We start from the raw sequence: 22,751 nt of genomic DNA, 5'->3' as shown, positions 1-22,751 counted from the left end.
CCGGGCTGCGACGCAGCCCGGGAATCAGCTGACAGCGATCAGTTGGACACGAGATACAGGCGGCTCTTGTCCATCATATCCAGAGCCTTTCCACCACCGCGGGCCACGCAGGTCAGAGGATCATCGGCGACGATGACCGGCAGGCCGGATTCCTCCATCAGCAACCGGTCGAGATCGCGCAGCAGCGCGCCGCCGCCAGTCAGCACCATGCCGCGCTCGGCGATATCCGAAGCCAGTTCCGGCGGAGACTGCTCCAGCGCACTCTTGACCGCCTGCACGATACCCGTCAATGGCTCCTGCAGCGCTTCCAGAATTTCATCGGAATTCAATGTGAAACTGCGCGGTACACCTTCCGCCAGATTGCGACCGCGCACGTCAATTTCGCGCACTTCACTGCCGGCGTAGGCGCAACCGATTTCCTCTTTGATTCTCTCAGCGGTCGCATCGCCGATTACACTGCCGTAATTGCGGCGCACATAGTTGACGATGGCTTCATCGAAGCGGTCGCCGCCGATACGCACGGAATCGGAATAGACAACGCCGTTCAGGGAGATAATAGCGATCTCGGTAGTGCCACCACCGATGTCCACCACCATGGATCCACTTGCTTCTTCAACTTTCAGCCCGGCGCCGATGGCGGCCGCCATCGGCTCTTCGATCAGCCAGACCTCGCGGGCACCGGCCCCGATCGCGGACTCGCGAATCGCGCGGCGCTCCACTTCAGTGGACTGACATGGCACACACACCAGTACTCTGGGGCTGGGGCGCATCCAGCTGTTCTCGTGCACTTTCTTAATGAAGTGCTGCAGCATCTTTTCAGTTACCTGAAAATCGGCAATAACGCCGTCCTTCAGCGGGCGGATAGCGGTGATATTGCCGGGAGTGCGCCCGAGCATTCGCTTGGCTTCAACACCGACGGCCTCGACAATTTTCTGGCCGTTGTAGTGGCGGATGGCGACGACGGAGGGTTCATCCAGGACTATGCCGCGATCGCGCACATAGATGAGCGTGTTGGCTGTTCCCAGGTCGATGGAGAGATCACTGGAAAACATGCCCCGCAAACGTTTAAACATGGAAGTCGGTTACCTTGTACTAATTTTCGGCGCCACGGACAGACGCCCTTTGGGCAGACTTGAGCATCGTTAAAGCCTAATTAGTCCGCGCAGAAAAATCTGAGTTCCGGGCCGCATTTCCGCTCCCGTTAATCTGCCACACAGCCACAGCGGCGGACTCCGGCCAGAATCGGCAAACTCTAACAACGGCGGGGGGGGCAGGGCAAGGCTGAAAAACCGCCCCTTTCCGGCGACCGACCGGCCGCACCCCACAGCGCCCGATGAGATGCAGAGTCTTCTGTGCTAAATTTGCGTCCCCCTGTCTCCCGCGGGAGGCAGTTCCCATTCGCCACTCAAGCTGGAGCCCCGATAATCGCCATGGCCGTGGATACGCAAACCGTAGAAAAACTGGCGGAGCTGGCCCGCATCGCTATCTCCGCAGAAACCATTGATGAAGTCAGCAATCGCCTGGGCGATGTACTGCAACTGGTAGATCAGTTGCAGGCAGTGCACACCGAGGGTGTGGCACCCATGGCCCACCCACTGGACGAAGTACAGGTACTGCGCGCGGACGAAGTCACCGAACCCAACCGCCGCGAGGAATTCCTCGCCCTGGCGCCACAGTCGGAAGCGGGCCTCTATCTGGTCCCCAAAGTCATCGACTGACTCTGCCGCACGGAATACACCAAAAGGGAAGGCTATGCACCAATTAACCATCGCCGAGATTATTCGCGGGCTGCGCGACAAACAGTTCTCCAGCGCCGAGATCACCCGCCATTTACTCGATCGCATCCAGCAACTGGATGGCCACTACAACAGTTTTATCACCGTCACCGAAGAGCAGGCGCTGGAACAGGCCGCGGCGGCGGACCGGCGCCTGGCCGCCGGCGAGGCGCCGGCGCTCTGCGGCGTACCCATCGCCCATAAAGATCTCTTCTGCACCCGGGGTGTGCGCACCAGCTGCGGTTCGAAGATGCTCGATAATTTCGCGCCGCCCTATGACGCCACTGTGGTGGAAAAACTCAACGCCGCCGGCAGCGTGACCCTGGGTAAAACCAATATGGACGAGTTCGCCATGGGCTCCTCCAACGAAACCAGTTACTACGGCCCGGTAAAAAACCCCTGGAATGTCGACTGTGTTCCCGGGGGCTCTTCCGGCGGTTCCGCCGCCGCGGTGGCTGCGCAGCTGGTCCCCGGTGCCACCGCAACCGACACCGGCGGCTCCATCCGCCAGCCTGCGGCCCTGACCAACACCACCGGCCTCAAACCCACTTACGGGCGCGTGTCCCGCTGGGGCATGATCGCCTTTGCTTCCAGCCTCGACCAGGGCGGCCCCATCGCCCGCAACGCCGAGGATTGCGCCTATCTTCTGTCGGCCATGGCCGGCCACGACGGCAAGGACTCCACCAGCCTGAACCGACCGGCAGAGGACTATACGCGGAGCCTGAATGACTCCATCGCGGACTTAAAAATCGGTGTGCCGAAAGAGTATTTCGGGGAAGGACTGAATGCGGATGTGGCCGCACGGGTGGAAACCGCACTGAAGGCGTTCGAAGCGCTGGGTGCCAAACTGGTTGAGATCAGCCTGCCGCACACCGACCTGGCAGTCCCAGCCTATTACGTAATCGCACCGGCAGAGGCATCCGCCAACTTATCCCGCTTCGACGGCGTGCGCTACGGCTACCGCTGCGCGGACCCGAAAGATCTGCGCGATCTCTATATGCGCTCCCGCGGCGAGGGCTTCGGCGAGGAGGTGCAGCGCCGCATTCTGGTCGGCACCTACGCACTGTCCGCCGGCTATTACGATGCCTATTACAACAAGGCGCAACAGGTGCGCCGCCTGATCAAGCAGGATTTTGTACAGGCTTTCGAAAAAGTGGATGTCATCATGGGGCCGACATCGCCCAACCCAGCGTTCGCGATCGGCGCCAAAAAAGCAGACCCGGTAGCCATGTATTTGGAGGACATTTACACCATCGCCGCGAACCTGGCGGGACTGCCTGCCATGTCCCTGCCCTGCGGACTGGTGAACAATCTGCCGGTGGGCCTGCAGATCATCGGCAACTACCTCTGTGAGGCGCGCATGCTCAACATCGCGCATCAGTATCAACAGGTCACCGATTGGCACACAGCGAGCGCATTCTCAATAGAAACAGCTGGCAGCGCAGGAGAATAAACCGTGGAATGGGAAATCGTGATCGGGCTGGAGGTACACGTCCAGCTGTCCACCAAATCGAAACTTTTCTCCGGTGCCAGCACCCGCTTCGGCGCCGAACCCAATACTCAGGCTTGCGCCATCGATCTGGCAATGCCGGGCACCTTGCCGGTTCCCAACGAGGAAGCCTTCCGCTACGCGGTAATGTTTGGCCTGGCAATGAACGCCGAAATCGGCAAACGCTCAGTGTTTGAGCGCAAAAATTATTTTTACCCGGACTTGCCCAAAGGCTATCAGACTACGCAGCTGGCCGAGCCGATCGTGGGCGCCGGAGAAATAGAGATCCATCTCGATGACGGCACCAGCAAAAAGGTGCGCCTGCACCACGCCCACCTGGAGGAAGATGCGGGCAAATCCCTGCACGAAGACTTCCAGGGCATGAGTGGCATCGACCTGAACCGGGCCGGCACACCGCTGATTGAAATTGTCTCCGAACCGGATATGCGCAGCCCCGCCGAGGCGGTCGCCTACCTGAAGAAAATCCACAGCATTGTCACCTACCTGGGGATCTCCGACGGAGACATGTCCCAGGGCTCCATGCGCTGTGACGCCAACGTATCAGTGCGCCTGAAAGGCGAGGAAAAACTCGGCACCCGCACAGAGCTGAAAAATATCAACTCTTTCCGTTTCGTCGAGCGCGCCATCAAGGTGGAAGCCGAACGTCAGATCGACATTCTCGAGGACGGCGGCACGGTAATTCAGGAGACACGCCTCTACGACTCGGACAAAAACGAAACCCGCTCCATGCGCAGCAAAGAAGTGGCCAACGACTACCGCTACTTTCCCTGCCCCGATCTGCTGCCGGTCATACTGACCGACGATTATGTGGAAAAGATACGCAGCGAACTGCCGGAACTGCCGGACGCAAAACTGGCCCGCTTCCAGAGCGAGTATCAACTGTCCGCCTATGACGCCAGCCTGCTGACTCAGGAGCGGGCCCTGGCCGATTATTTCGAAGCTGCGGCAAAGGAATCCGGCGAGCCCAAACTGGCCGCCAACTGGATCACGGGTGAACTGGCGGCACTGCTGAACCGCGAGGAGCTTTCCATCGAGCAGTCCCCGGTCTCCGCCCTGCAGTTGGCCGGCCTGATCAAGCGCGTCACCGACAACACCATTTCCAGCAAGATTGCCAAGCAGGTGTTCGAAGCCATGGCCAAGGGTGAGGGCAGCGCGGACCAGGTCATCGAAAAACGCGGGCTGAAACAGGTATCCGATAGCGGCGCCATTGAACAAATGGTGGACCAGGTTCTCGCCGCAAGCGGCACCCAGGTGGAAAATTACCGCAACGCCGACGAATCCAAACGGCCAAAAATGATGGGCTACTTCGTCGGCCAGGTGATGAAAGCCTCCAAGGGGCAAGCCAACCCGCAGATGATCAACAAGATCCTCAAAGAAAAGCTCGACGCTCTACTCTGACCTCATCCCAGGGGAGCGCCGGAAGTCGCTCCCCTGCCCCCCGCCCCTCCACAATAGCGCACCGCTAGATACTCGTAACAGCCGCACTTAGGAACCTCTGATTAAGTTACTTTCTGGCGGCAGAGGCGCTTCGGGGGCGGATGTGAAGCTCAGGTGATAGGACGGGCATTTCGAAACCGTCGGATACAGGGATGTATCCGTCGGAGCTACAGGGAAGTACTCGTGCGTTTTTGAAATGCCCGTCCTATTGCCTGAGCGCCCCGGGAGCTACCATAGTGTTCACGCGAATTAATCAGAGGCTCCCTTATTCGACCAATGGCTAGTAGACATACGTCGAAAGACTCATAAATTGAGGAGCAGTATCCGATAACGACAACACAGTGCAAAACAACAACGAGAGACCGGCGATGACAGATACGCTCCTCAGCTATACCCGCGGCAACAGCAACCTGCCGTTGATCAATATGACCATTGGCGACAAGTTCGACCAGATCGCCGGGGACTTCCCCGACAACGAAGCTCTGGTAGTGCGCCACCAAGGCATTCGCTGGACTTACCGGGAATTCCGGCAGCAGGTGGACATCTGTGCCCGGGCGCTGTTGGCCGTCGGCATCAACAAAGGGGACCGAGTGGGCATCTGGTCTCCAAACTGCGCCGAGTGGGTCACGCTGCAGCTCGCCACCGCCAAGATTGGCGCCATCCTGGTCAATATCAACCCATCCTACCGTCTGCACGAACTCGAATACGCCCTCAACCACTCCCAGACCCGCATGCTAGTGCTTGCCGAGCGCTTCAAAAGCTCCAGCTACACTGAAATGCTCTACGAACTGGCACCAGAACTGCGGGCATCTCCCCGCGGAAAACTTTCCGCCGCAAAGCTGCCGCACCTGCAAATCGTCGCCAACCTCTCGGAAGGGAAACACGATGGCATGTGGCGCTGGAACGACTTGCTCGAAGAAGCGGAAAAAGTCGGCGCCAAGCACCTGCAAGCGGTGCAGCAATCACTGCACTTTCGCGACCCGATCAATATTCAGTACACCTCCGGCACCACCGGTTTCCCCAAGGGAGCCACCCTGTCCCATCACAACATTCTCAACAACGGCTACTTTGTTGCCGAGAGTATCAAACTGACGGAGCGGGATCGCCTGGTGATTCCGGTACCGCTGTATCACTGCTTCGGCATGGTGATGGGCAACCTCGGATGCTTGACCCACGGCGCCACCATAATTTACCCGGGAGAAGGGTTTGATCCGGGCGCGGTCCTAGAAACAGTGGCGGAGGAGCGTGCCACCGCACTGTACGGGGTACCGACCATGTTTATCGCGGAGCTGGAACACCCGAATTTCGCCAGCTACGACCTCAGCTCCCTGCGCACAGGCATTATGGCCGGCTCCATCTGTCCCGCAGAAGTGATGAAGGCTGTCAACCACAAAATGCATATGCGGGAAGTGCAGATTGCCTACGGAATGACTGAGACCAGCCCGGTTTCAACCCAGACTGCTGCCGACGATCCCTTCGATAAACGCGTAACCACTGTCGGTCGCACCCAGCCGCATCTGGAATCAAAAATCATCGATCCCGCCAGCGGCGAGACACTGCCGCGCGGCGCCATCGGCGAACTCTGCACCCGCGGCTACAGCGTTATGCTCGGGTACTGGAACAACGACGAAGCCACCCGCGCCGCCATCGACGACGATGGCTGGATGCACACTGGCGACCTGGCCACCATGGATGAAGACGGCTACATCCAGATCGCCGGCCGCATCAAAGACATGGTGATCCGCGGTGGTGAGAACATCTACCCGAAGGAGGTGGAGGAATTCCTCTTCACGCACCCGGCGATCGCCGATGTACAAGTGACCGGCGTGCCGGACAAGAAATACGGTGAGGAACTGGTGGCCTGGGTACAGCTGCGCACCGATGCCGACGCGGTATCCGCAGAGGAGTTGCGGGAATTCTGCAAGGGGAAGATTACCCACTTTAAAATACCGCGTTACTTTAAATTCACGGACAGCTTCCCCATGACCGTGACTGGCAAGATCCAAAAATTCAAAATGCGCGAAATATCCATCGCCGAACTCGGCCTCGCGGAGTGACGCTGCGCTGGTAGGAGGACAGGCCGGGCCGCGGCGCGTACAATTGCCCGCGAGCCGGCCCTTGGCCCCTACTTAGCAATTACCTTAAGGAAGCGTCTGTGAGCCTGAGAAAAGACAAGCAAAAAGTCATCGGCGAAGTGTTTGACGATGAGCGCATCGCCGGATTTCTGGTTGGTGAAGCACCGGAAGGCATCAATCGCGACTACTACCTACTCGACCGCGCCTACCGGGGCATGAAGGCGGAAAATTTCGCAACCTTCGTGCGTATGTTCCAGGACCGGGACCTGGACCTGAACTGCCCCGGACCGGATGGCAGATCTCTGCTGGCCCGCATTGAAGAACACCGCCAGAGCGCCGAGTACGCGGCCATTCTGAAAGCCGCCGGCGCAAAAAGCTGACCGGGCACAAGACATGACATCCAACCCGGTACACGGCGTCGACGCCCTGATGCGCGGCGCCCGCCTGCTGACCCGGCGCGAACTGCGCCCCTTCGTTATCGTCCCGCTGGCCATCAACCTGGTGCTGTTTGTCATCATCAGTGCAGTGATGCTCTCCCAGCTGAGCGGTCTCACGGATTACCTCACCAGCCTGCTTTCCCACACTCCAGTGAACACTGAAAACATGTCTTGGTGGGAATCGATTATGGCGAAGGGCGCCGCCTGGGCTGCCAATGTGTTCGAATGGCTGGCCTGGATTATCGCGCTGGCGGTATTGCTGCTCTTCCTTTTCGTCTACGGCTACCTGTTCGGCATTATCACCAACATCATCGCAGCGCCTTTCAACGGCTTTCTGGCGGAAAAAGTTGAGGAAATACTCACCGGCAAAGGACCGCCACCAGAGCCTCTAGGCAGGATGATATTGCGAACCCTGGGGCGCGAACTGCGCAAGCTGCGCTACTTTATCGGCTGGGGCCTGGTGATCATGCTAATCGCGCTTTTCACCAGTTGGACTGTCTTCGTGCCGGCGGTGCTGGGCGCACTCTGGGGCGCCTGGTGCATGGCGATTCAATACGTGGACTACCCCCTCGACAACCACCAGCGCCCCTTCGACGAACTGAAGCGCGTGTTGATGCGGCGCAAGCTCACCACCCTGAGTTTCGGCGGCGCAGTGATGCTGGCAAAGATGGTACCCGTACTAAATATTTTTGTGATGCCGGCGGCTGTGGCCGGCGGCACGGCGCTGTGGATAGAGCGCCTGCGGCAGGAAGGGGATCCCGGCGCGAACTAATCACCGGGGGAGACAGCGGGCTTTCCCGGCAGCCTCCAAAAGCGGCATTATTCCCAGCCGCCAACCGACACAGCGGTATCGGATCAGCGCCGCGGGCGGCTCCGCCCGGCGCGGCGCCCGCCGCGGCCGTCCCGATCACCACTTCTGCGCTGCACCTCGACCTCCGGCGGCGCGGCGAGCAGCGCTTCCGGTGGCACCTCACATTTAAGCTTCTGGCCCAGCAACTGCTCGATCGGCTCCAGGCGCATGGCGTCGTCTTCACAGGCAAAGCTGATGGATGTACCGGTTTTTCCGGCGCGGCCGGTGCGGCCGATGCGGTGGACATAATCCTCCGGTTCTTCCGGCAGGGTGAAATTGACCACGTGGCTGATACCGTCGATATGAATTCCGCGCCCGGCCACGTCTGTGGCCACCAGTACTTTGGTCTTGCCGGACTTGAAGTCCTCCAGAGTACGCACCCGCTTGTTCTGTGCGATCTCGCCGGACAAGAGTCCCGCGGAAATACCGTGGGCAATCAAGTGTTCGTGCAGACAGCGGCACTGATCGCGGCGGTTGGCGAAGACAATCAGGCTGTCCACTTCGTCGCTCTGCAGAATGTTGTAAAGGAGGGGATATTTTTCCTCGCTGGCGACCAGGTAGACGCGCTGCTCCACTGTGTCCGTGGCCACCCGCTCCGGCTGGATCTCCACCACTACCGGATCTTCCGTCCACTGATCCACCAGGGCGTCCACTTCCGGCGTGAAAGTGGCGGAAAAGAACATAGTCTGGCGGTGGGTCTTGCGCGGCGTCTGGCGCACTATGCGGCGCACCTGGGGGATAAACCCCATATCCAGCATGCGGTCCGCCTCATCGATTACCAGTATTTCCACCTGATCCAGGTAACAGTCGCGGTTGCCCGCAAAATCCAGCAAGCGCCCCGGTGTTGCGACGAGAATATCCACAAAACGCTCGTGCAGCCGGCGCTGCTGCTTCTGATAATCCATGCCGCCGACCAGGGTGTGGATCTCCAAGTCGGTGTACTTGCACAGCGCTTTGGCGTCATCGGCAATCTGCATCACCAGCTCGCGGGTCGGCGCAATAATCAATGCCCGCGCCTCGCCGGCATAGCGCTCGCCCTCGAAGGGATTTTTGAGCAGATCGTCGATAATGGTGATCAGAAAGGCCGCCGTCTTGCCGGTACCGGTCTGCGCCTTGCCCACAAGATCGTGGCCATTGAGAGTGTGCGGCAGGGAGCGCCCCTGGATCGGCGAACAATATTGAAAACCCAGGTCGTGAATCGCGTGCATCAAGGGCAACGGCAGGTCCAGATCGTGGAAGCGCACCTTGCCTTTCTGCTGCGGCACTTTGAAATCGTCCAGCGACCAGGACTGCCCCTGCCCGGCGCCGCTCTTGGCGCGCTTGCCGCCACGGCGGCGGGGCCTGCTCTTGTCCGTGCTGGCGGACTTGTCCATAGCGCTCGCAGCCCCTTTGGCGGACATGTCGCGCTTGGCTCGGGGGGCTTTTTCCGGTTTTTGAGCCTCGTCTTGTGACGCGGATCGGCGAAACAGCTTTCCTATCAAGTGAAATACTCGCTCAGATGGTGACAAATCCACGGGATGCGAATTTGAACGCCGCGAAGGGCGTACGTTGATCGGCGAGTATACCACTTATGGATCCCGGCTTTCTCTACCGCCGCTGCGGCGGCTGACCCAGTAGTCCAGGCTGGCGTAGCGACCCGCGCCAGTAAACAGCAGCGATAGCAGCATGATGAAATAGGTGGCGGCAAATTCAATGCCGTTTTTCAATACAGTGAAGTTGCCCGCCGCCGTTAACCACTCATAGTCGCCATAGGCCTTCAACAGTGCCACCGCCTTCTCCTTGCGCACCGCCGCCGCTTCGATCAGATCCCGTCGCCACTCCCACGGCATCACCAGTGTCTTATCCGGCAGCGCGGACCAACCGTACTGCCAGTGGGCGGTGACGGCGGCCACCGCCATCACGATCAACAGGGGCAGCGCCACCAGGCGTACCCCCAACCCAGCGAGCAACGCGATACCGCCAATGAGCTCCGTTAATGCCGCCACCCACGCCATCAGCACTGGTGCCGGCAACCCCAACCCCCAGTCGGGGTTGCCAAACCAGGCAGCCACATCACCGATGTGGCTGACTTTATTCATGCCGGACAGGATAAAGATCGGCGCCAGGTAGATGCGCAAAACAAGGGGGCCCAGCCAGTCAAGTCGCTGCAGACAGCGCAAAAAAATTCCGTATAGCCAATTGAACACGCCCGGTACGCCCGCCATAATTCCGCCTCTTTGTTTGCGTTGATCCCCGTCGCTCGGCGCGCTTCCCCAGCTGTTACACATCCCCTATGCCCAGATTCTACCGGCGCGCCGCCGCCACTGAACTCCAACACCTGACCACCCTCGGCGGCCCTCTGGTGGTGAGCAACCTGGCCGTGGTGAGTATGGGTGTAACAGACACCATAGTCGCTGGTCGCGCCGGCGAGGTGGATCTGGCCGGACTGGCCCTGGGATCGAGCATCTGGGCAGTGTGCGCTGTGACATTACTGGGCCTTCTGGCAGCGGTATCGCCAATCGTGGCACACCTGCGCGGCAGCCGGGATGAAGCGGGCTGCGCGCGGCAATTCCAGCAAGCGCTGTGGATCGCCATGATCGGCGGCCTCATCATCGTGGGCGCACTGCTGGCAGTGCCAGTGTGGAGCCAGTGGATAGACACGGAAGAACCCGTGCGACACGTCATGCAGCAATATCTGCTGGCACTCGCCACCGGCACTCTGCCTTTTGCATTGGGCACGGCCGCCCGCGGCTACTGCGAGGGCATGGGCCAGGTACGCCCGGTTATGCGCATCTACCTGGCCGCCGCACTGCTGAATATTCCGCTGGACATGCTCTTCGTCTTCGGCGCTGGCCCCATTCCCGCCATGGGCGGTGCCGGCTGCGGATGGGCGACGGCTCTGGTGAGCTGGGCCATCGCCGGCGCTCTCTTCTGGCACGCGGGCAGCGATCCGGTATACCGGGGGCTCAAGCTCAGCACTTTGCCAACCCGCCCCCACTGGCCGACTCAGCGCCACCTGCTGGCGGTGGGGTTGCCTATCTGTATCGGCGCCGCCAGCGAAGTAACCTTCTTCGCCAGTCTGACCGTTCTTCTGGCCTCCTACGGCGCCACCATCGTTGCCGCGCACCAAATCAGCCTGAATATTGGCTCCATCTTCTACCTGGTGGCGCTGGCTCTGGCCCAAGCACTGTCCATCCGCGTCGCCCAGCTCTTGGGCCAGGGGCGCCCGCGACGGGCCCGTTTCGCCAGTGTCGTGGGGGTAGGTTGCGGCTTGGTGTACGCCCTGGCCACCGGTGCACTGCTGATTTCCCTGCGCTATCTGTTTGTGCTCGCCTATACGAGCAATGAGGACATCATTGCCGTGGCCGCCAATCTGCTGCTGCTGTGCGCGGCCTTCCAACTGGTGGACGTAGCCCAGGCCATGGCCTGGGGCGCGCTGCGCGGCTACCGCGATACCCGTGTCCCCATGTATGTGCAACTCTTTTCCTATTGGCTGGTGGGCCTCACTGCCGCCTACTGGCTGGGAGAGAATCTCTGGGGGGTTTACGGCTACTGGACGGGCATCTGCGTGGGCCTGGGCACGGCTTCGATTCTGCTCGGGCTCCGCCTGTGGCACAGTAGCGGCAAGCTGATACGACAAAACCGAGCGCGAGTAGATCACTCTTCGGCGGGAACACATTCGCTATAATCGCGCTCCAAGTCGGGCATCGGGTGGCACCCTGCCATTACCGACCAGGTTTTATCGGAGTTATTACATGTCATTGCGCCCGCCGTTGCGCTCAGCGTATCGCGCCCTTTCCCTGACCCTGATGCTCGTATCCGCGCAGGGCTACAGCTTCACCGAGACAGAGGAAAACCAGACCACCGCGCCATCTCAAGCGGAGGAGTTGCAGGCAGACCAGCCGCGCGCGGAGGGACAGGGGGAGGAAGCCGAGCCCCTGGCGCAACAGCCCGACGAAGCCCCGCTACCCCAGGCGGAGAACCTGCAACTGGATCAGCCCATCGAAGAGCTGGAAGTGCCAACAGCGGCTGAGGAAACACCCCAACCGCCGGAGAGCAGCACCGCGAGCGGAGAAAAGCGCGCGGCACCGCAACCGGATTCACCCCCCGCTCCAGAGGAGCAGAACCGGCCACTGCGCCTGCTTGGCGCCGAGGTGCCGCCGGCTACCGCCACCCGCCTCGCCTGGTCCCCCTCGCAGCATTTTGAAGGCGTCTACAGCCCGACACCGGTACTGGTAGTCAAAGGCGCCAAGCCGGGCCCCACTCTGTGCCTGACCGCAGCCGTGCACGGTGACGAGCTGAACGGCATAGAGACGGTGCGACGGGTGATGTACAACCTGGACGCGAATACAATGAGCGGCGCGGTGATCGGCGTGCCCATCGTCAATTTGCAGGGCTTCCACCGCGGTTCCCGCTATCTGACCGACCGCCGCGACCTGAACCGGCATTTCCCCGGCGACCCCAACGGCTCTTCGGCCTCGCGCATCGCCTACTCGTTTTTTCACGAGGTTATCAGCCACTGCAACGCCGTGGTCGATTTGCACACCGGCTCCTTTTACCGCACCAACCTGCCACAGCTGCGCGGCGACTTACAAAACCCCAAGGTGGTCAAGCTGACCAAGGGCTTTGGCTCCACAGTGGTATTGCACAGCACCGGCGCCAAGGGCACATTGCGCCGCGCCGCCGTGGAGGCGGGTATCCCCGCGGTAACCCTGGAAGCGGGCGCGCCCATGGTGCTGGACGAGCGCTCGGTCAGTCACAGCGTCAAGGGCATCCGCACCCTGCTGAACCAGCTGGGCATGGTGGCCAAGTTCCGCCTCTGGGGCGATCCGGAGCCGGTCTACTACAACTCCACATGGCAGCGGGCCACCACTGGGGGGATTATCTTTAGCGAAGTGCAACTGGGGCAGTTCGTGCGCAAAGGCGACCTGCTCGGCACCGTCACCAACCCGATCACCAATGTGCGCACGGAAATCCGCTCCGAGTACAACGGCCGCATTCTCGGCATGGCCATGAACCAAGTGGTGCAGCCGGGCTTTGCCGCCTACCACATCGGGATACAGGCGCCGGAGGAGCAGATCAGTCCACCGGAAGAAGTCACCGCAGACAGCGAGCAGGCTGTGGAGGAGTCGGCAGGCTCTGGGGAAGTCGGAGCGCCGCACGAGGCAGCGACACCGGCTACAGACACAGAGAGTCAGCCTCCCGCAGAAGAAAGCGACGATGATTAGGGGCCGCCGCATAGGGGCCCCGCGTGAAGTCAGGTCAAGGGTGGATCGGCTCCGGTTGCAGCGTGATGTGCTCTATGTCAAAACGCACAATCAGCGTCTCCCGCAACCGCTCCAACACCGCCGGCCAAGCCCGCAGATCATCGACAACGATATGTGCAGACAGTGAGATGGTGCTGGAATCCAGACGCCAGATATGCAGATCGTGCACCGAGCGCACCCCGTCCACATCCACCATGGTGTCGCTTACCACCGGCAGGCTCAGCTCGCGCGGTACCCGCTCCATCAGCACATCCACCGCATCGCGCAGCAGACGCAGGCTCGAGAAGAGAATCAACAGGCAAATCAGCAGCGACAGCAACGGATCGACTGGTGTCCAGCCGGTGAAATAGATCACCGCACCGGAAATCAGTGCCGCCACTGAGCCGAGCAGATCCCCCATCACATGCAGCAGGGCGCCGCGGATATTCAGCGTCTGTTCCCCGCGGTGCAAAGTCCAGGCAACCAGCAGGTTGACCGCCAGACCGATTAGGGCGATCAGCATTACCGTACCGCCCGCCACCGGCTGCGGATTACGCAGTCGGCCGACAGCCGCAACGCAGATGCCGATCACAATCAGAATCATAAATACCGCGTTGACGATGGCCGCCAGCACCTCCGCCCGGCCCCAGCCAAAAGACATAGCGCGATCCGCCGGCCGCTGTGCCAGCAGCGCCGCCACCGCACCCAGGCCCAGCGACAGCGAGTCCGTGGCCATATGCCCGGCATCGCCGAGCAGGGCCAGGGAGCCGGACAGCCAGCCACCAACGGCTTCGACCAGCGCAAAAACAAAGGTAATCACCAAGCCCCACACCAGCGGGCGCAAATGGCCACTGCCGCGGCGATGATGGACATGGTCGTGCACGGGTGCTCCCCTCCAGTTTTTTTAGGGAACCTCTGATTAAATCACTTTCTGGTGGCAGAAGTTCTCAGGGGCGGATATGAAGCTCAGGCGATAGGACGGACATTTCGAAACCGTCGGATACAGGGATGTAACCGACGGAGCTACAGGGAAATACTCGTGCGTTTTAGAAATATCCGTCCTATTGCCTGCCCCCCGGAAGCCACCATAGTGTTCACGCGAATTAATCAGAGGTTCCTTTGCGATAAAAAGTCCCAGCCACGGCAACCGGTGAAGCGGCGCCCAATGGCAGGGAGCAGCTTCGGATATTACTTCCGCCCCAGCGTCACGCGCTCCCAACCGGAATAATCTTTGCGACTCTCTACCCCGTGCAAGCCCGCATCGGCAAACAGTTCGCGCACCGCCGCCGCCTGCTGCCAGCCGTGCTCCACCATCAGCCAGCCTCCGGGCTCGAGGTATTCGCCACTGTGCCGCGCTATCGCCGCGATATCCGCCAGTCCTTCGCCCTCCGCCACCAGAGCGGAGCGCGGCTCAAAACGGACGTCGCCTTCCGACAAGTGCGGGTCGGCGGCATCGATATAGGGCGGGTTGCTGACAATCAGGTCAAATTCCCGCTGCGGAATCTCGGCAAACCAATCGCTCTGCACCAGCTCCACATTGCCAAAACCAAGTGCCTTGCGATTTTCTTGCGCGAGCGCCAGCGCATCGGCGGATTTCTCCGCGGCAACAATCGTCCATCCCGGTTTTTCCGCGGCCAGCGCCAGGGCGATGGCGCCGCTGCCGGTGCCCAAATCCAGAGCCCGCAATTGCGTTTGCGGACACAGCTGCAGAGCGATTTCCACCAGCAGCTCGGTTTCCGGGCGCGGGATTAAAGTGGAAGCGTTGACTTTCAGCGACAGCGACCAAAACTCCCGCTCTCCCGTCAGGTATGCGACCGGTTCGCCTTTTTTACGCCGCTCGAACAGGCGCTCGAACTGTCTCTGCTCGCTCGGCGTGAGCTGATATTCCGGCCAGGTGTAAAGCCAGGTGCGCGGGCGGCCGAGCACATAGCCGAGGAGCACCTCTGTATCCAGGCGGGCGCTGTCGCTGTCCGCCAATTCTCTACAGCGGGACAGCGTTTCTTTCACCGTACTCATTGCAAATCTGCACCCGGCCCGTCACTGGCCGAGCGCAGCCAATTGATCCGCCTGGTACTCGGTGCGCAACGGCTCGATGACCTCTTCGAGTGCCCCCTGCATGATCTCGTCGAGCTTGTACAGTGTCAGACCGATGCGGTGATCGGTGACGCGCCCCTGGGGAAAGTTGTAGGTGCGAATACGCTCGGACCGGTCGCCACTGCCCACCAGATCCCGGCGCGCATCGGAGATTTCCTTGGCCGCCGCGGCCTCCTGCTCGCTGGAAAGCTTGGCCTGCAGCAGCGCCATGGCCTTGGCGCGATTCTTGTGCTGGGAGCGCTCGTCCTGACACTCCACCACAATACCAGTGGGGATGTGGGTGAGACGCACGGCCGAATCAGTCTTGTTCACATGCTGGCCGCCAGCGCCGGAAGCGCGGAAGGTATCCACGCGCAAATCCGCCTTGTTGATCTCGATCACATCCCGCTCATCCGGCTCCGGCATCACCGCCACGGTACAGGCGGAGGTGTGAATGCGGCCCTGGGATTCCGTCTCCGGCACCCGCTGCACCCGGTGCGCCCCGGACTCAAATTTCAGTTTGCCGTAGACGCCCTCGCCGATCACGCGGGTAATAATCTCCTTGTAACCACCGTGTTCGCCGGGATTTTCACTGATTATTTCGATTCTCCACCCCTGGCGCTCGGCATAGCGGGAATACATGCGGAATAGATCGCCAGAGAAAATGGCGGCCTCATCGCCGCCTGTACCGGCGCGGATCTCCAGGAAGACATTCTTGCGGTCATTGGGGTCTTTGGGCAGTAACAGCGTCTGCAACTCCCTCTCCAGCGGCTCCAGCTGCACCTCGGCGTCCCGCAACTCCTCCTCGGCCATCGCCCGCATCTCTGGATCATTTTCCTGCAGCATTTCCCGCGCCGCCGCCATATCCTCCTGCAGTTGCTTGTAGCGGCGGTAGCACTTGACCACATCTTCCAGTTCGGCGTATTCCCGGGACAGGTCGCGAAACTGCTCTTGGTCGGAAATTACACCGGCGTCACCAAGCAGCGCGGAGACCTCCTCGTGGCGTTCCACCAGATGATCGAGTTTGGTTAACAGCGAGTCTTTCATCCGTCTTTCTTCTCTAATTCGGCATTGGGCGAGGGGTCCAGGCCGATTACCTCCCGCACGACACGCAGCCGCTCCAGATCGCCCTCGGCAGTGGCGCGTTTGAGGCTGACTGTGGGAGCGTGAATCAGTTTGTTGGTCAGGGAACGGGTCAGTTGCTCCAGAAGCCGCCGCGGGTCTCCGCCCTTTTCCAGCTGTGCCAGCGCCCGCTCCAGCTCCGCACTGCCAATCTCCTGGGCGCGGCGGCGATAACTGCGGATGCTGTCCACCGCGCCCAGGGCGCGGTACTGACGCATAAATTCGGCCGCGGCCGAGTCAACAATAGTGTGCGCAGCCTCTGCAGCCTTTTCCCGCGAGCGTTTACCTTCATCGATTACACCGCGCAGATCATCCACTGTGTAGAGGTAAACATCATCCAGCTGACCCACCTGGGGTTCGATGTCCCGCGGCACGGCGATATCCACCATAAATACCGGCCGATGGCGGCGCTTCTTCAGGGCCGTTTCCACCGCGCCCTTGCCGAGAATTGGCAACTGGCTGGCGGTGGAGCTGATCACAATATCCGCCCGCGGCAGGTGCTGCGGAATATCCGCCAGCAATATCGCCTCGGCATCGAGATTATCCGCCAACTGTTGCGCCCGGCTCAGGGTGCGGTTGGCGACGATCAGTTGATTGACGCCCTGCTCCAAGAGGTGGCGCGCCACCAGCTCAATAGTCTCACCAGCGCCGATCAACAGCGCTTTCTGCTGGCTCAAATCCGTAAAGATACGCGAGGCCAAAGAAACAGCGGCATAGGCCACGGACACCGGGTTTTCGCCGATGGCGGTCTCGGTCCGCACTTTTTTCGCCACCGCAAACACTTGCTGGAAAGTGCTGTGGAGCAGGCTGCCCACACTGCCGCTATCGCGCGCCACTGCGTAGGCGGACTTGATTTGGCCGAGAATCTGCGGCTCCCCGAGCACCAGTGAGTCCAAACCGCAGGCCACCCGCATCATATGCCGCACAGCGGATTCGCCCGTGTAGCAGTAGCAGGATTTCTCCAGCTGCTGTAGGTCAACCTGGTGGTAATCGGCCAGCCACTCCAGCAACCGACCGGGCTCGAGCTGGCCGTATATCTCTGTCCGGTTACAGGTGGAAAGTATCGCCAGCTCCTTGCAATCCAGCGCCTTGCGCGCAGCCGCCAGCGCTCCGGGGACCAGCTCGGGGGCGAAGGCCACCCGCTCGCGCACCTCGATTGGCGCGCTGTCGTGATTGATTCCCAGAACGAGGATTGGCATAGATATCTGTCGGTGTTAAATCTGGAGGTACGGCGTCGGGAGCGCATTTTCCCGGGGGACAGGGCCACTTGCAAGCGATGGGCGGTCGCCGGGCAGTAAGATACTCTAAGAAAGGCGGGCCCCGAACGCCCCAATACGCGAATCGCGGCTAGAATTATACGGCGGTCAACGCATAAACCACGCCGGCTGCCACGCGGCGCCAACGCACGGATTCGCCCCTATGCTTCCAGCAGCTCACCCGATTCCCCTCATGCAGTTTTTCCGTCTGCCGGCTTCATTGCTTGCGGTGATCCTGTACCTGCTCCCTGCCTGTACCCAGCAGGGAGCGGCCCCCGACCCCAAAGAGACGCCACAATCCCGAATGGCGGTCTCCGGCGGAGGGGAAATCGCCGCGCGCCCCTTCCCTATTGATACGTTCTATACCCTGCTCGTAGCCGAAGTGGCCGGCAATCGCGAACACTACGACGTCGCATTGCTGAACTACTACCGGCAGGCGGCACAGACACGGGACCCCGGAGTGGCCGCCCGCGCAACCCGCATAGCGCGGTTTCTGAACGCGCGCCGCATGGCGCTGCGGTCGGCGCAGTTGTGGGCGGAACTGGAGCCGGAAAACGCCGAGGCCCAGCTGGCCGCCACCGCGGAACTGACCCTGGCGGGAGAACTGGACACCGCCCTGACACACGCGGAAAAGGCGCTGGCTCTGGGCGGCGACGCACCACTGCAATCCCTGGCTGCCACCGCCGTCAACAATCGCACCATTGCAGAAAAGTTACTGCCGGAATTTCGGCGCATGGCACAGCAATACCCCGACAACAACGAGGCCGCCCTGGCCCATGCAATGATGCTGCGGGCCACAGAGCAATACCCTCAGGCGCTGGCGATCGTTCGACAAGTTCAGGAACAGGACCCTGATTTGCTGGACGCCCTGCTGTTGGAGACGCATCTGCTTGTCGACCAAGGCGAACGTACAGAGGCCGTCCAGCTGCTGGAAAAACTGGTGAGCATCTATCCGCGGGAGAGCCGCCTGCGTCTGCAGTACGCGCGATTACTGATCCGCGAAGACCTATCCCTGGCCAAAGAGCAGTTTGCGGAGCTAGTCAAGCTGCACCCGAATGACGGCAATATGATCCTATCCCTGGCGCTGATTCGCTACGAGACCGGCGACCTGGACGCGGCCAAACCGCTGTTTGAACGCCTGCTGGTGTTGAGACAGCATGAATCCGCCGCGCACTTCTATCTCGGCAGTATTGCCGAAGATAAAAACGACGCCTCCACAGCCATCACTCACTACCGCCAAGTACAGCCCGGCAACGACTATGTCGAAGCCATCTCCCGAGGCACTCGCCTGCTCGCCAGTGCGGGCGAGCTACAACACAACCGCGACTGGTTCACGGAATTACGCCGGCGCCACCCGGATCAGTCGGAACACTTTTACCTGATGGAAGTCCAGCTGCTCAGCAAACACGAGGAGTACCAGCAAGCACTGAAACTCGCCGACCGCGCACTGGAAAAACACAGCGACAGCGGCCGACTGCTCTATGTCCAGGCACTACTCAACGAACAACTGGGCAATGTCACTGCCTTTGAGCGGGGCATGCGGCAGCTACTGGAGCGCGACCCAGACAACGCCACTGTGCTCAATGCACTGGGATACAAGCTGTCTGAAGATGAAGACCGCCTGGATGAAGCGCTCGCCCTGATCAGCAAGGCGCTAGAGCTGCGCCCGGACGATGCATCCATCATCGACAGCATGGGCTGGATACAGTACCGTCTCGGCAACCACAGCGAAGCAGTGAAATACTTACAAGACGCTATGGAGAAAATGCCCAATCACGAAATTGCCGCCCACCTCGGCGAAGTACTCTGGGTGCAAGGCAACCGCGAACGGGCCATGGAAATCTGGCAACAGGGACTGCAAATCAACCCGCAGAGCAAGATCATCCCGGCGGCAATGAAACGCCTGCAAATCAACGAGTCTTTGGAACAACATGCATCGGAATCCTGAACAGACGAACCCGGAACGCCGGAGTTCGAAACACGGAAAGTGCGTTGCGCGCGCGGTGAGCGGAGCCTCCGCACAACTGGTCCTGATCCTGACCGCACTACTGCTCGGCGCCTGCGCCGGCCAGCGCCCGCAACCGCCGCAAATACCCGCCCCGGCCGCTTCCCCGGCGGCGCAACTGCAGCACTGGACCATCAAAGGCAAGCTGGGTGTGCGCTCCCCCAATGAAAACGGCAGCGCCAACCTGACCTGGCAACAACAGGCCGCGAGCGATTACCGCATTCACCTCAGCGGACCGCTGGGCGCCGGCAGTACCGTGATTACCGGCTCCCCCGCCGGTATCCGTTTACAGCGCGGCGGAGATCCCCCAATGGAAGCGCGCAACGCGGAAGAGCTCACAACGCAAACTCTGGGCTGGCCACTGCCGGTCAACGAAATGTTTTACTGGGTTCGCGGCCTCGCCGCACCCGGCCCTGCCAGTCAGCAGCAGCGCAATGCCCAGGGACAACTGCAAAGTTTGCAACAAGCCGGCTGGCAACTGATCTTCAGTGACTACCAGAACCGCGGGGCCTATGTACTACCGACGCGCATCAATGCGTCCACACAAGGCGCCGCCGGACCGGTGACAGTCAAGCTGATTATCAAGGAGTGGCTGTTCTGATACGAAATGATGAAAGCCGGTCATAGCGTTATGATTCGGCTTTCATCATTCATCGTTTATCAGAAATTATGCAGCTTCCCGCTCCCGCCAAACTCAACCTGTTCCTGCGCATTCTCGGCCGCCGCGCGGACGGCTACCACCAGCTACAGACACTCTTTCAGCTCCTTGACTTCGGCGACGTACTCGAGTTCGAACGCCGCAATCACAAAGCGGTCAGTGTCGAATGCGACGGCCTGGATATTCCCCTACAGGACAATTTAATTTTCCGTGCCGCGCAGCTGTTGCAGCAGGCAACTGGTTGCGACAAAGGCGCACATATCCGCCTGCAGAAAAATTTGCCCCAGGGCGGCGGTATCGGCGGCGGCAGCTCCGACGCAGCCACAGCGCTACTGGGTCTCAATCATCTGTGGGACTGCGGGCTGACGCTCGAGCAACTGGCGACGCTGGGCCGGCAACTGGGTGCTGACGTGCCCGTGTTCGTGCGAGGGCGTACCGCCTGGGCGGAAGGCATAGGTGAAATACTGACCCCGGCGACCACCGAAACCCGCCACTATCTGGTATTGATGCCGGACTGTCAGGTGAGCACCGCCGCGATTTTCAGTGACCCGCGTTTGACAAGAGATTCGCCCGCCATTAAATTAGCGCACCTTCGTGAGGGGGACCTGAACAGCCAGTGGCTGGAGCGGCACTCCGGCAACGACTGCCAGGCACTGGTCGAAACACTCTACCCGCAAGTGCGGGAGGCCAGAGAATGGTTGCAGCAGTTCGCCAAAGTGCAACTGACCGGCACCGGCGCCTGCGTATTCGGGGTGTTTGAGTCCAAACAGTCGGCGACAGAAGTGTTCGCCGAGCTACCGGGAAAATGGAGCGGCTTTGTCGCCAGCGGCGTACAGGTGTCTCCCACCCACCGGCAACTCGCGAAGATAGCGTCCACCACTTGAGACGCAAAATACACTGGGGCGTAGCCAAGCGGTAAGGCAGCGGGTTTTGATCCCGTCATGCGTAGGTTCGAATCCTACCGCCCCAGCCATTTTTTTCGGGCGGAGCGATGCCCGAATGAAGCCGCCGGGCGCAACCGGTTCGAGCCGCAAGCCACTGAGGCTGCGAGTCCAAAAGACTGAGCTCCCTCCGAGTCCCGGCCATTCCCCAACTGACGAATTCCCTGTGGGAGCGACCCGCGATCGCGATGAACGCTGAACCCTATTCCGATTCCGCTCGCACTTGTGGATCACTCCTGCACAGCACAGATACCCACCCCTTACAGGTATCCGCACCGCATTTCACTTCCAGACAAAACCAAAGGAACTCTCAGTGGCTGACTTAATGGTCTTTACCGGCAATGCGAACCCGGAACTGGCACAGAAAATTGTCGACCATATGGCAATTCCCATGGGAGAAGCGACCGTCAAGCGCTTCTCCGACGGCGAGATCGCCGTGGAGATCACCGATAACGTGCGCGGCCGCGACGTCTTTGTAGTGCAGTCCACCTGTCAGCCCACCAACCGCAACCTGATGGAGCTGATACTGCTGGTGGACGCCCTGCGCCGCGCATCCGCGGGCCGCATCACTGCGGTGGTACCCTATTTCGGCTATGCGCGCCAGGACCGCCGCGTGCGCTCCCAGCGGGTGCCCATTTCCGCCAAAGTCGTCGCCGACATGATGGTCAGCGTAGGCATTGACCGGGTACTGACCGTCGACCTGCACGCGGAACAGATTCAGGGCTTCTTTGATGTCCCGGTGGACAACGTCTACGGCTCATCCGTACTGCTGGACGACATCGAGCGCCAGAACCACGAGAATCTGACCGTGGTTTCTCCGGATATCGGCGGCGTGGTCCGCGCCCGCGCAGTGGCCAAGAGCCTGGAATGCGACCTGGCGATTATCGATAAACGCCGCCCCACCGCCAACGTGGCCGAGGTAATGAACATTATCGGAGAAATCAAAGACCGCACCTGTCTGCTGGTGGACGATATGGTCGACACCGCCGGAACCCTGTGCAACGCAGCCAAGGCCTTGAAGGACCACGGCGCCAAGAAGGTTATCGCCTACTGCACCCACCCGGTCCTGTCCGGCGCAGCCATCGACAACCTAAACAACTCGGTCCTGGATGAGCTGGTCGTCACCGACTCCATTCCGCTTGGCGACAAGCAGGAGCGCTGCCCTCGCATCCGCCAGCTGACCCTGTCCGCAATGCTGGCGGAGGCAGTGCGCCGCATCAGCAACGAGGAATCCCTGTCGGCAATGTTCCGCTGACGCCCCCGGGGCGAACCCTCGCCCCAAATTTCCCCCGCGCCCCACTGGCGCGGAATCAGCACATCCCGTAGAATACGCGCCCGCCCGGCAGCACTGCCGGGCGTTTACTATTGGATTGGCACAATCCGATCT

19 protein-coding genes and 1 tRNA gene are annotated in these 22,751 nt (G+C 60.8%); 13 read left to right on the top strand and 7 right to left on the bottom strand.

The genetic code is table 11. The annotated features are described in order from the left end of the window. Positions 1-38: 38 nt before the first annotated feature. Positions 39-1,073: a rod shape-determining protein gene (locus A3224_RS04950; RefSeq protein WP_067152178.1), complete on the bottom strand. Its 1,035-nt coding sequence runs from the start codon at positions 1,071-1,073 to the stop codon at positions 39-41. A gap of 357 nt (positions 1,074-1,430) precedes the next feature. Here A3224_RS04950 and gatC point away from each other — a divergent pair, with 357 nt between their 5' ends. The 6 genes from gatC to cysZ all read left to right on the top strand — a co-directional run bounded on the left by gatC (position 1,431) and on the right by cysZ (position 8,006). Beyond that, complete coding sequence (gene gatC, locus A3224_RS04945; RefSeq protein WP_082817388.1) at positions 1,431-1,718, top strand: Asp-tRNA(Asn)/Glu-tRNA(Gln) amidotransferase subunit GatC; 288 nt, start codon at positions 1,431-1,433, stop codon at positions 1,716-1,718. A gap of 34 nt (positions 1,719-1,752) precedes the next feature. Next, positions 1,753-3,228, top strand: coding sequence for an Asp-tRNA(Asn)/Glu-tRNA(Gln) amidotransferase subunit GatA (gene gatA, locus A3224_RS04940; protein ID WP_067152176.1), 1,476 nt, complete (start codon positions 1,753-1,755; stop codon positions 3,226-3,228). Between the two features lie 3 nt (positions 3,229-3,231). Beyond that, the gene (gatB, locus tag A3224_RS04935) at positions 3,232-4,683 is read left to right on the top strand and encodes an Asp-tRNA(Asn)/Glu-tRNA(Gln) amidotransferase subunit GatB (protein ID WP_067152175.1); all 1,452 of its coding nucleotides are present in this window, start codon (positions 3,232-3,234) and stop codon (positions 4,681-4,683) included. Positions 4,684-5,090: 407 nt separating this feature from the next. Beyond that, complete coding sequence (locus A3224_RS04930) at positions 5,091-6,779, top strand: AMP-binding protein (RefSeq protein ID WP_067152173.1); 1,689 nt, start codon at positions 5,091-5,093, stop codon at positions 6,777-6,779. 98 nt (positions 6,780-6,877) lie between these two features. Further along, complete coding sequence (locus A3224_RS04925) at positions 6,878-7,177, top strand: PA4642 family protein (RefSeq protein ID WP_067152171.1); 300 nt, start codon at positions 6,878-6,880, stop codon at positions 7,175-7,177. A 13-nt stretch (positions 7,178-7,190) separates the two neighbouring features. After that, positions 7,191-8,006 (top strand): sulfate transporter CysZ, encoded by an 816-nt coding sequence (cysZ, locus tag A3224_RS04920; protein WP_067152167.1) that lies wholly within the window; start codon positions 7,191-7,193, stop codon positions 8,004-8,006. Positions 8,007-8,089: 83 nt separating this feature from the next. On the opposite strand, the gene rhlB is transcribed toward cysZ, so the two are convergent. Beyond that, positions 8,090-9,457, bottom strand: a complete 1,368-nt coding sequence (rhlB, locus tag A3224_RS04915; RefSeq protein WP_407939276.1) for an ATP-dependent RNA helicase RhlB — start codon at positions 9,455-9,457, stop codon at positions 8,090-8,092. A gap of 195 nt (positions 9,458-9,652) precedes the next feature. Next, positions 9,653-10,288 carry an HvfX family Cu-binding RiPP maturation protein gene (locus tag A3224_RS04910; RefSeq protein WP_067152163.1) on the bottom strand — a complete coding sequence of 212 codons (636 nt, stop codon included), beginning with the start codon at positions 10,286-10,288 and terminating at the stop codon, positions 9,653-9,655. Positions 10,289-10,356: 68 nt separating this feature from the next. On the opposite strand from A3224_RS04910, the gene A3224_RS04905 reads away from it, so the two are divergent. Next, positions 10,357-11,751: an MATE family efflux transporter gene (locus tag A3224_RS04905; RefSeq protein WP_067152162.1), complete on the top strand. Its 1,395-nt coding sequence runs from the start codon at positions 10,357-10,359 to the stop codon at positions 11,749-11,751. A gap of 67 nt (positions 11,752-11,818) precedes the next feature. Then, on the top strand, positions 11,819-13,291 hold the full coding sequence (locus A3224_RS04900) for a succinylglutamate desuccinylase/aspartoacylase family protein (protein ID WP_067152160.1): 1,473 nt from the start codon (positions 11,819-11,821) through the stop codon (positions 13,289-13,291). Positions 13,292-13,325: 34 nt separating this feature from the next. Here the strand turns inward: A3224_RS04900 and A3224_RS04895 are convergent, their stop codons facing one another. From A3224_RS04895 to hemA, 4 genes are all read right to left on the bottom strand, one after another. Next, complete coding sequence (locus A3224_RS04895; protein ID WP_067152158.1) at positions 13,326-14,192, bottom strand: cation diffusion facilitator family transporter; 867 nt, start codon at positions 14,190-14,192, stop codon at positions 13,326-13,328. A 305-nt stretch (positions 14,193-14,497) separates the two neighbouring features. After that, positions 14,498-15,325: a peptide chain release factor N(5)-glutamine methyltransferase gene (gene prmC, locus A3224_RS04890; protein WP_067152156.1), complete on the bottom strand. Its 828-nt coding sequence runs from the start codon at positions 15,323-15,325 to the stop codon at positions 14,498-14,500. A gap of 21 nt (positions 15,326-15,346) precedes the next feature. Then, a complete protein-coding gene (gene prfA / locus A3224_RS04885) occupies positions 15,347-16,429 on the bottom strand; it encodes a peptide chain release factor 1 (protein WP_067152154.1) in 1,083 nt (360 codons plus the stop codon). Further along, positions 16,426-17,703 carry a glutamyl-tRNA reductase gene (gene hemA / locus A3224_RS04880; protein WP_067152153.1) on the bottom strand — a complete coding sequence of 426 codons (1,278 nt, stop codon included), beginning with the start codon at positions 17,701-17,703 and terminating at the stop codon, positions 16,426-16,428. The genes prfA and hemA overlap by 4 nt, the downstream gene beginning before the upstream one ends. A 220-nt stretch (positions 17,704-17,923) precedes the next feature. Here hemA and A3224_RS04875 point away from each other — a divergent pair, with 220 nt between their 5' ends. The 5 genes from A3224_RS04875 (at position 17,924) to A3224_RS04855 (ending at position 22,619) form a co-directional block, all read left to right on the top strand. Continuing rightward, positions 17,924-19,708 carry a tetratricopeptide repeat protein gene (locus tag A3224_RS04875; protein ID WP_231902466.1) on the top strand — a complete coding sequence of 595 codons (1,785 nt, stop codon included), beginning with the start codon at positions 17,924-17,926 and terminating at the stop codon, positions 19,706-19,708. A gap of 55 nt (positions 19,709-19,763) precedes the next feature. Further along, positions 19,764-20,366 (top strand): lipoprotein insertase outer membrane protein LolB, encoded by a 603-nt coding sequence (gene lolB / locus A3224_RS04870; RefSeq protein ID WP_231902465.1) that lies wholly within the window; start codon positions 19,764-19,766, stop codon positions 20,364-20,366. A 68-nt stretch (positions 20,367-20,434) separates the two neighbouring features. Continuing rightward, positions 20,435-21,307 (top strand): 4-(cytidine 5'-diphospho)-2-C-methyl-D-erythritol kinase, encoded by an 873-nt coding sequence (ispE, locus tag A3224_RS04865; RefSeq protein ID WP_067152149.1) that lies wholly within the window; start codon positions 20,435-20,437, stop codon positions 21,305-21,307. A gap of 14 nt (positions 21,308-21,321) precedes the next feature. After that, positions 21,322-21,396: transfer RNA gene (locus A3224_RS04860), tRNA-Gln, on the top strand. Between the two features lie 293 nt (positions 21,397-21,689). Next, positions 21,690-22,619, top strand: a complete 930-nt coding sequence (locus A3224_RS04855) for a ribose-phosphate pyrophosphokinase (RefSeq protein ID WP_067152147.1) — start codon at positions 21,690-21,692, stop codon at positions 22,617-22,619. The last annotated feature ends 132 nt before the right edge of the window (positions 22,620-22,751 follow it).

Origin of the sequence: Microbulbifer thermotolerans, from assembly GCF_001617625.1 — a bacterium.
GTDB lineage: Bacteria > Pseudomonadota > Gammaproteobacteria > Pseudomonadales > Cellvibrionaceae > Microbulbifer > Microbulbifer thermotolerans.
Note: the sequence above shows the minus strand (reverse complement) of the source record. Positions and strands in the feature narration are given on the sequence as shown.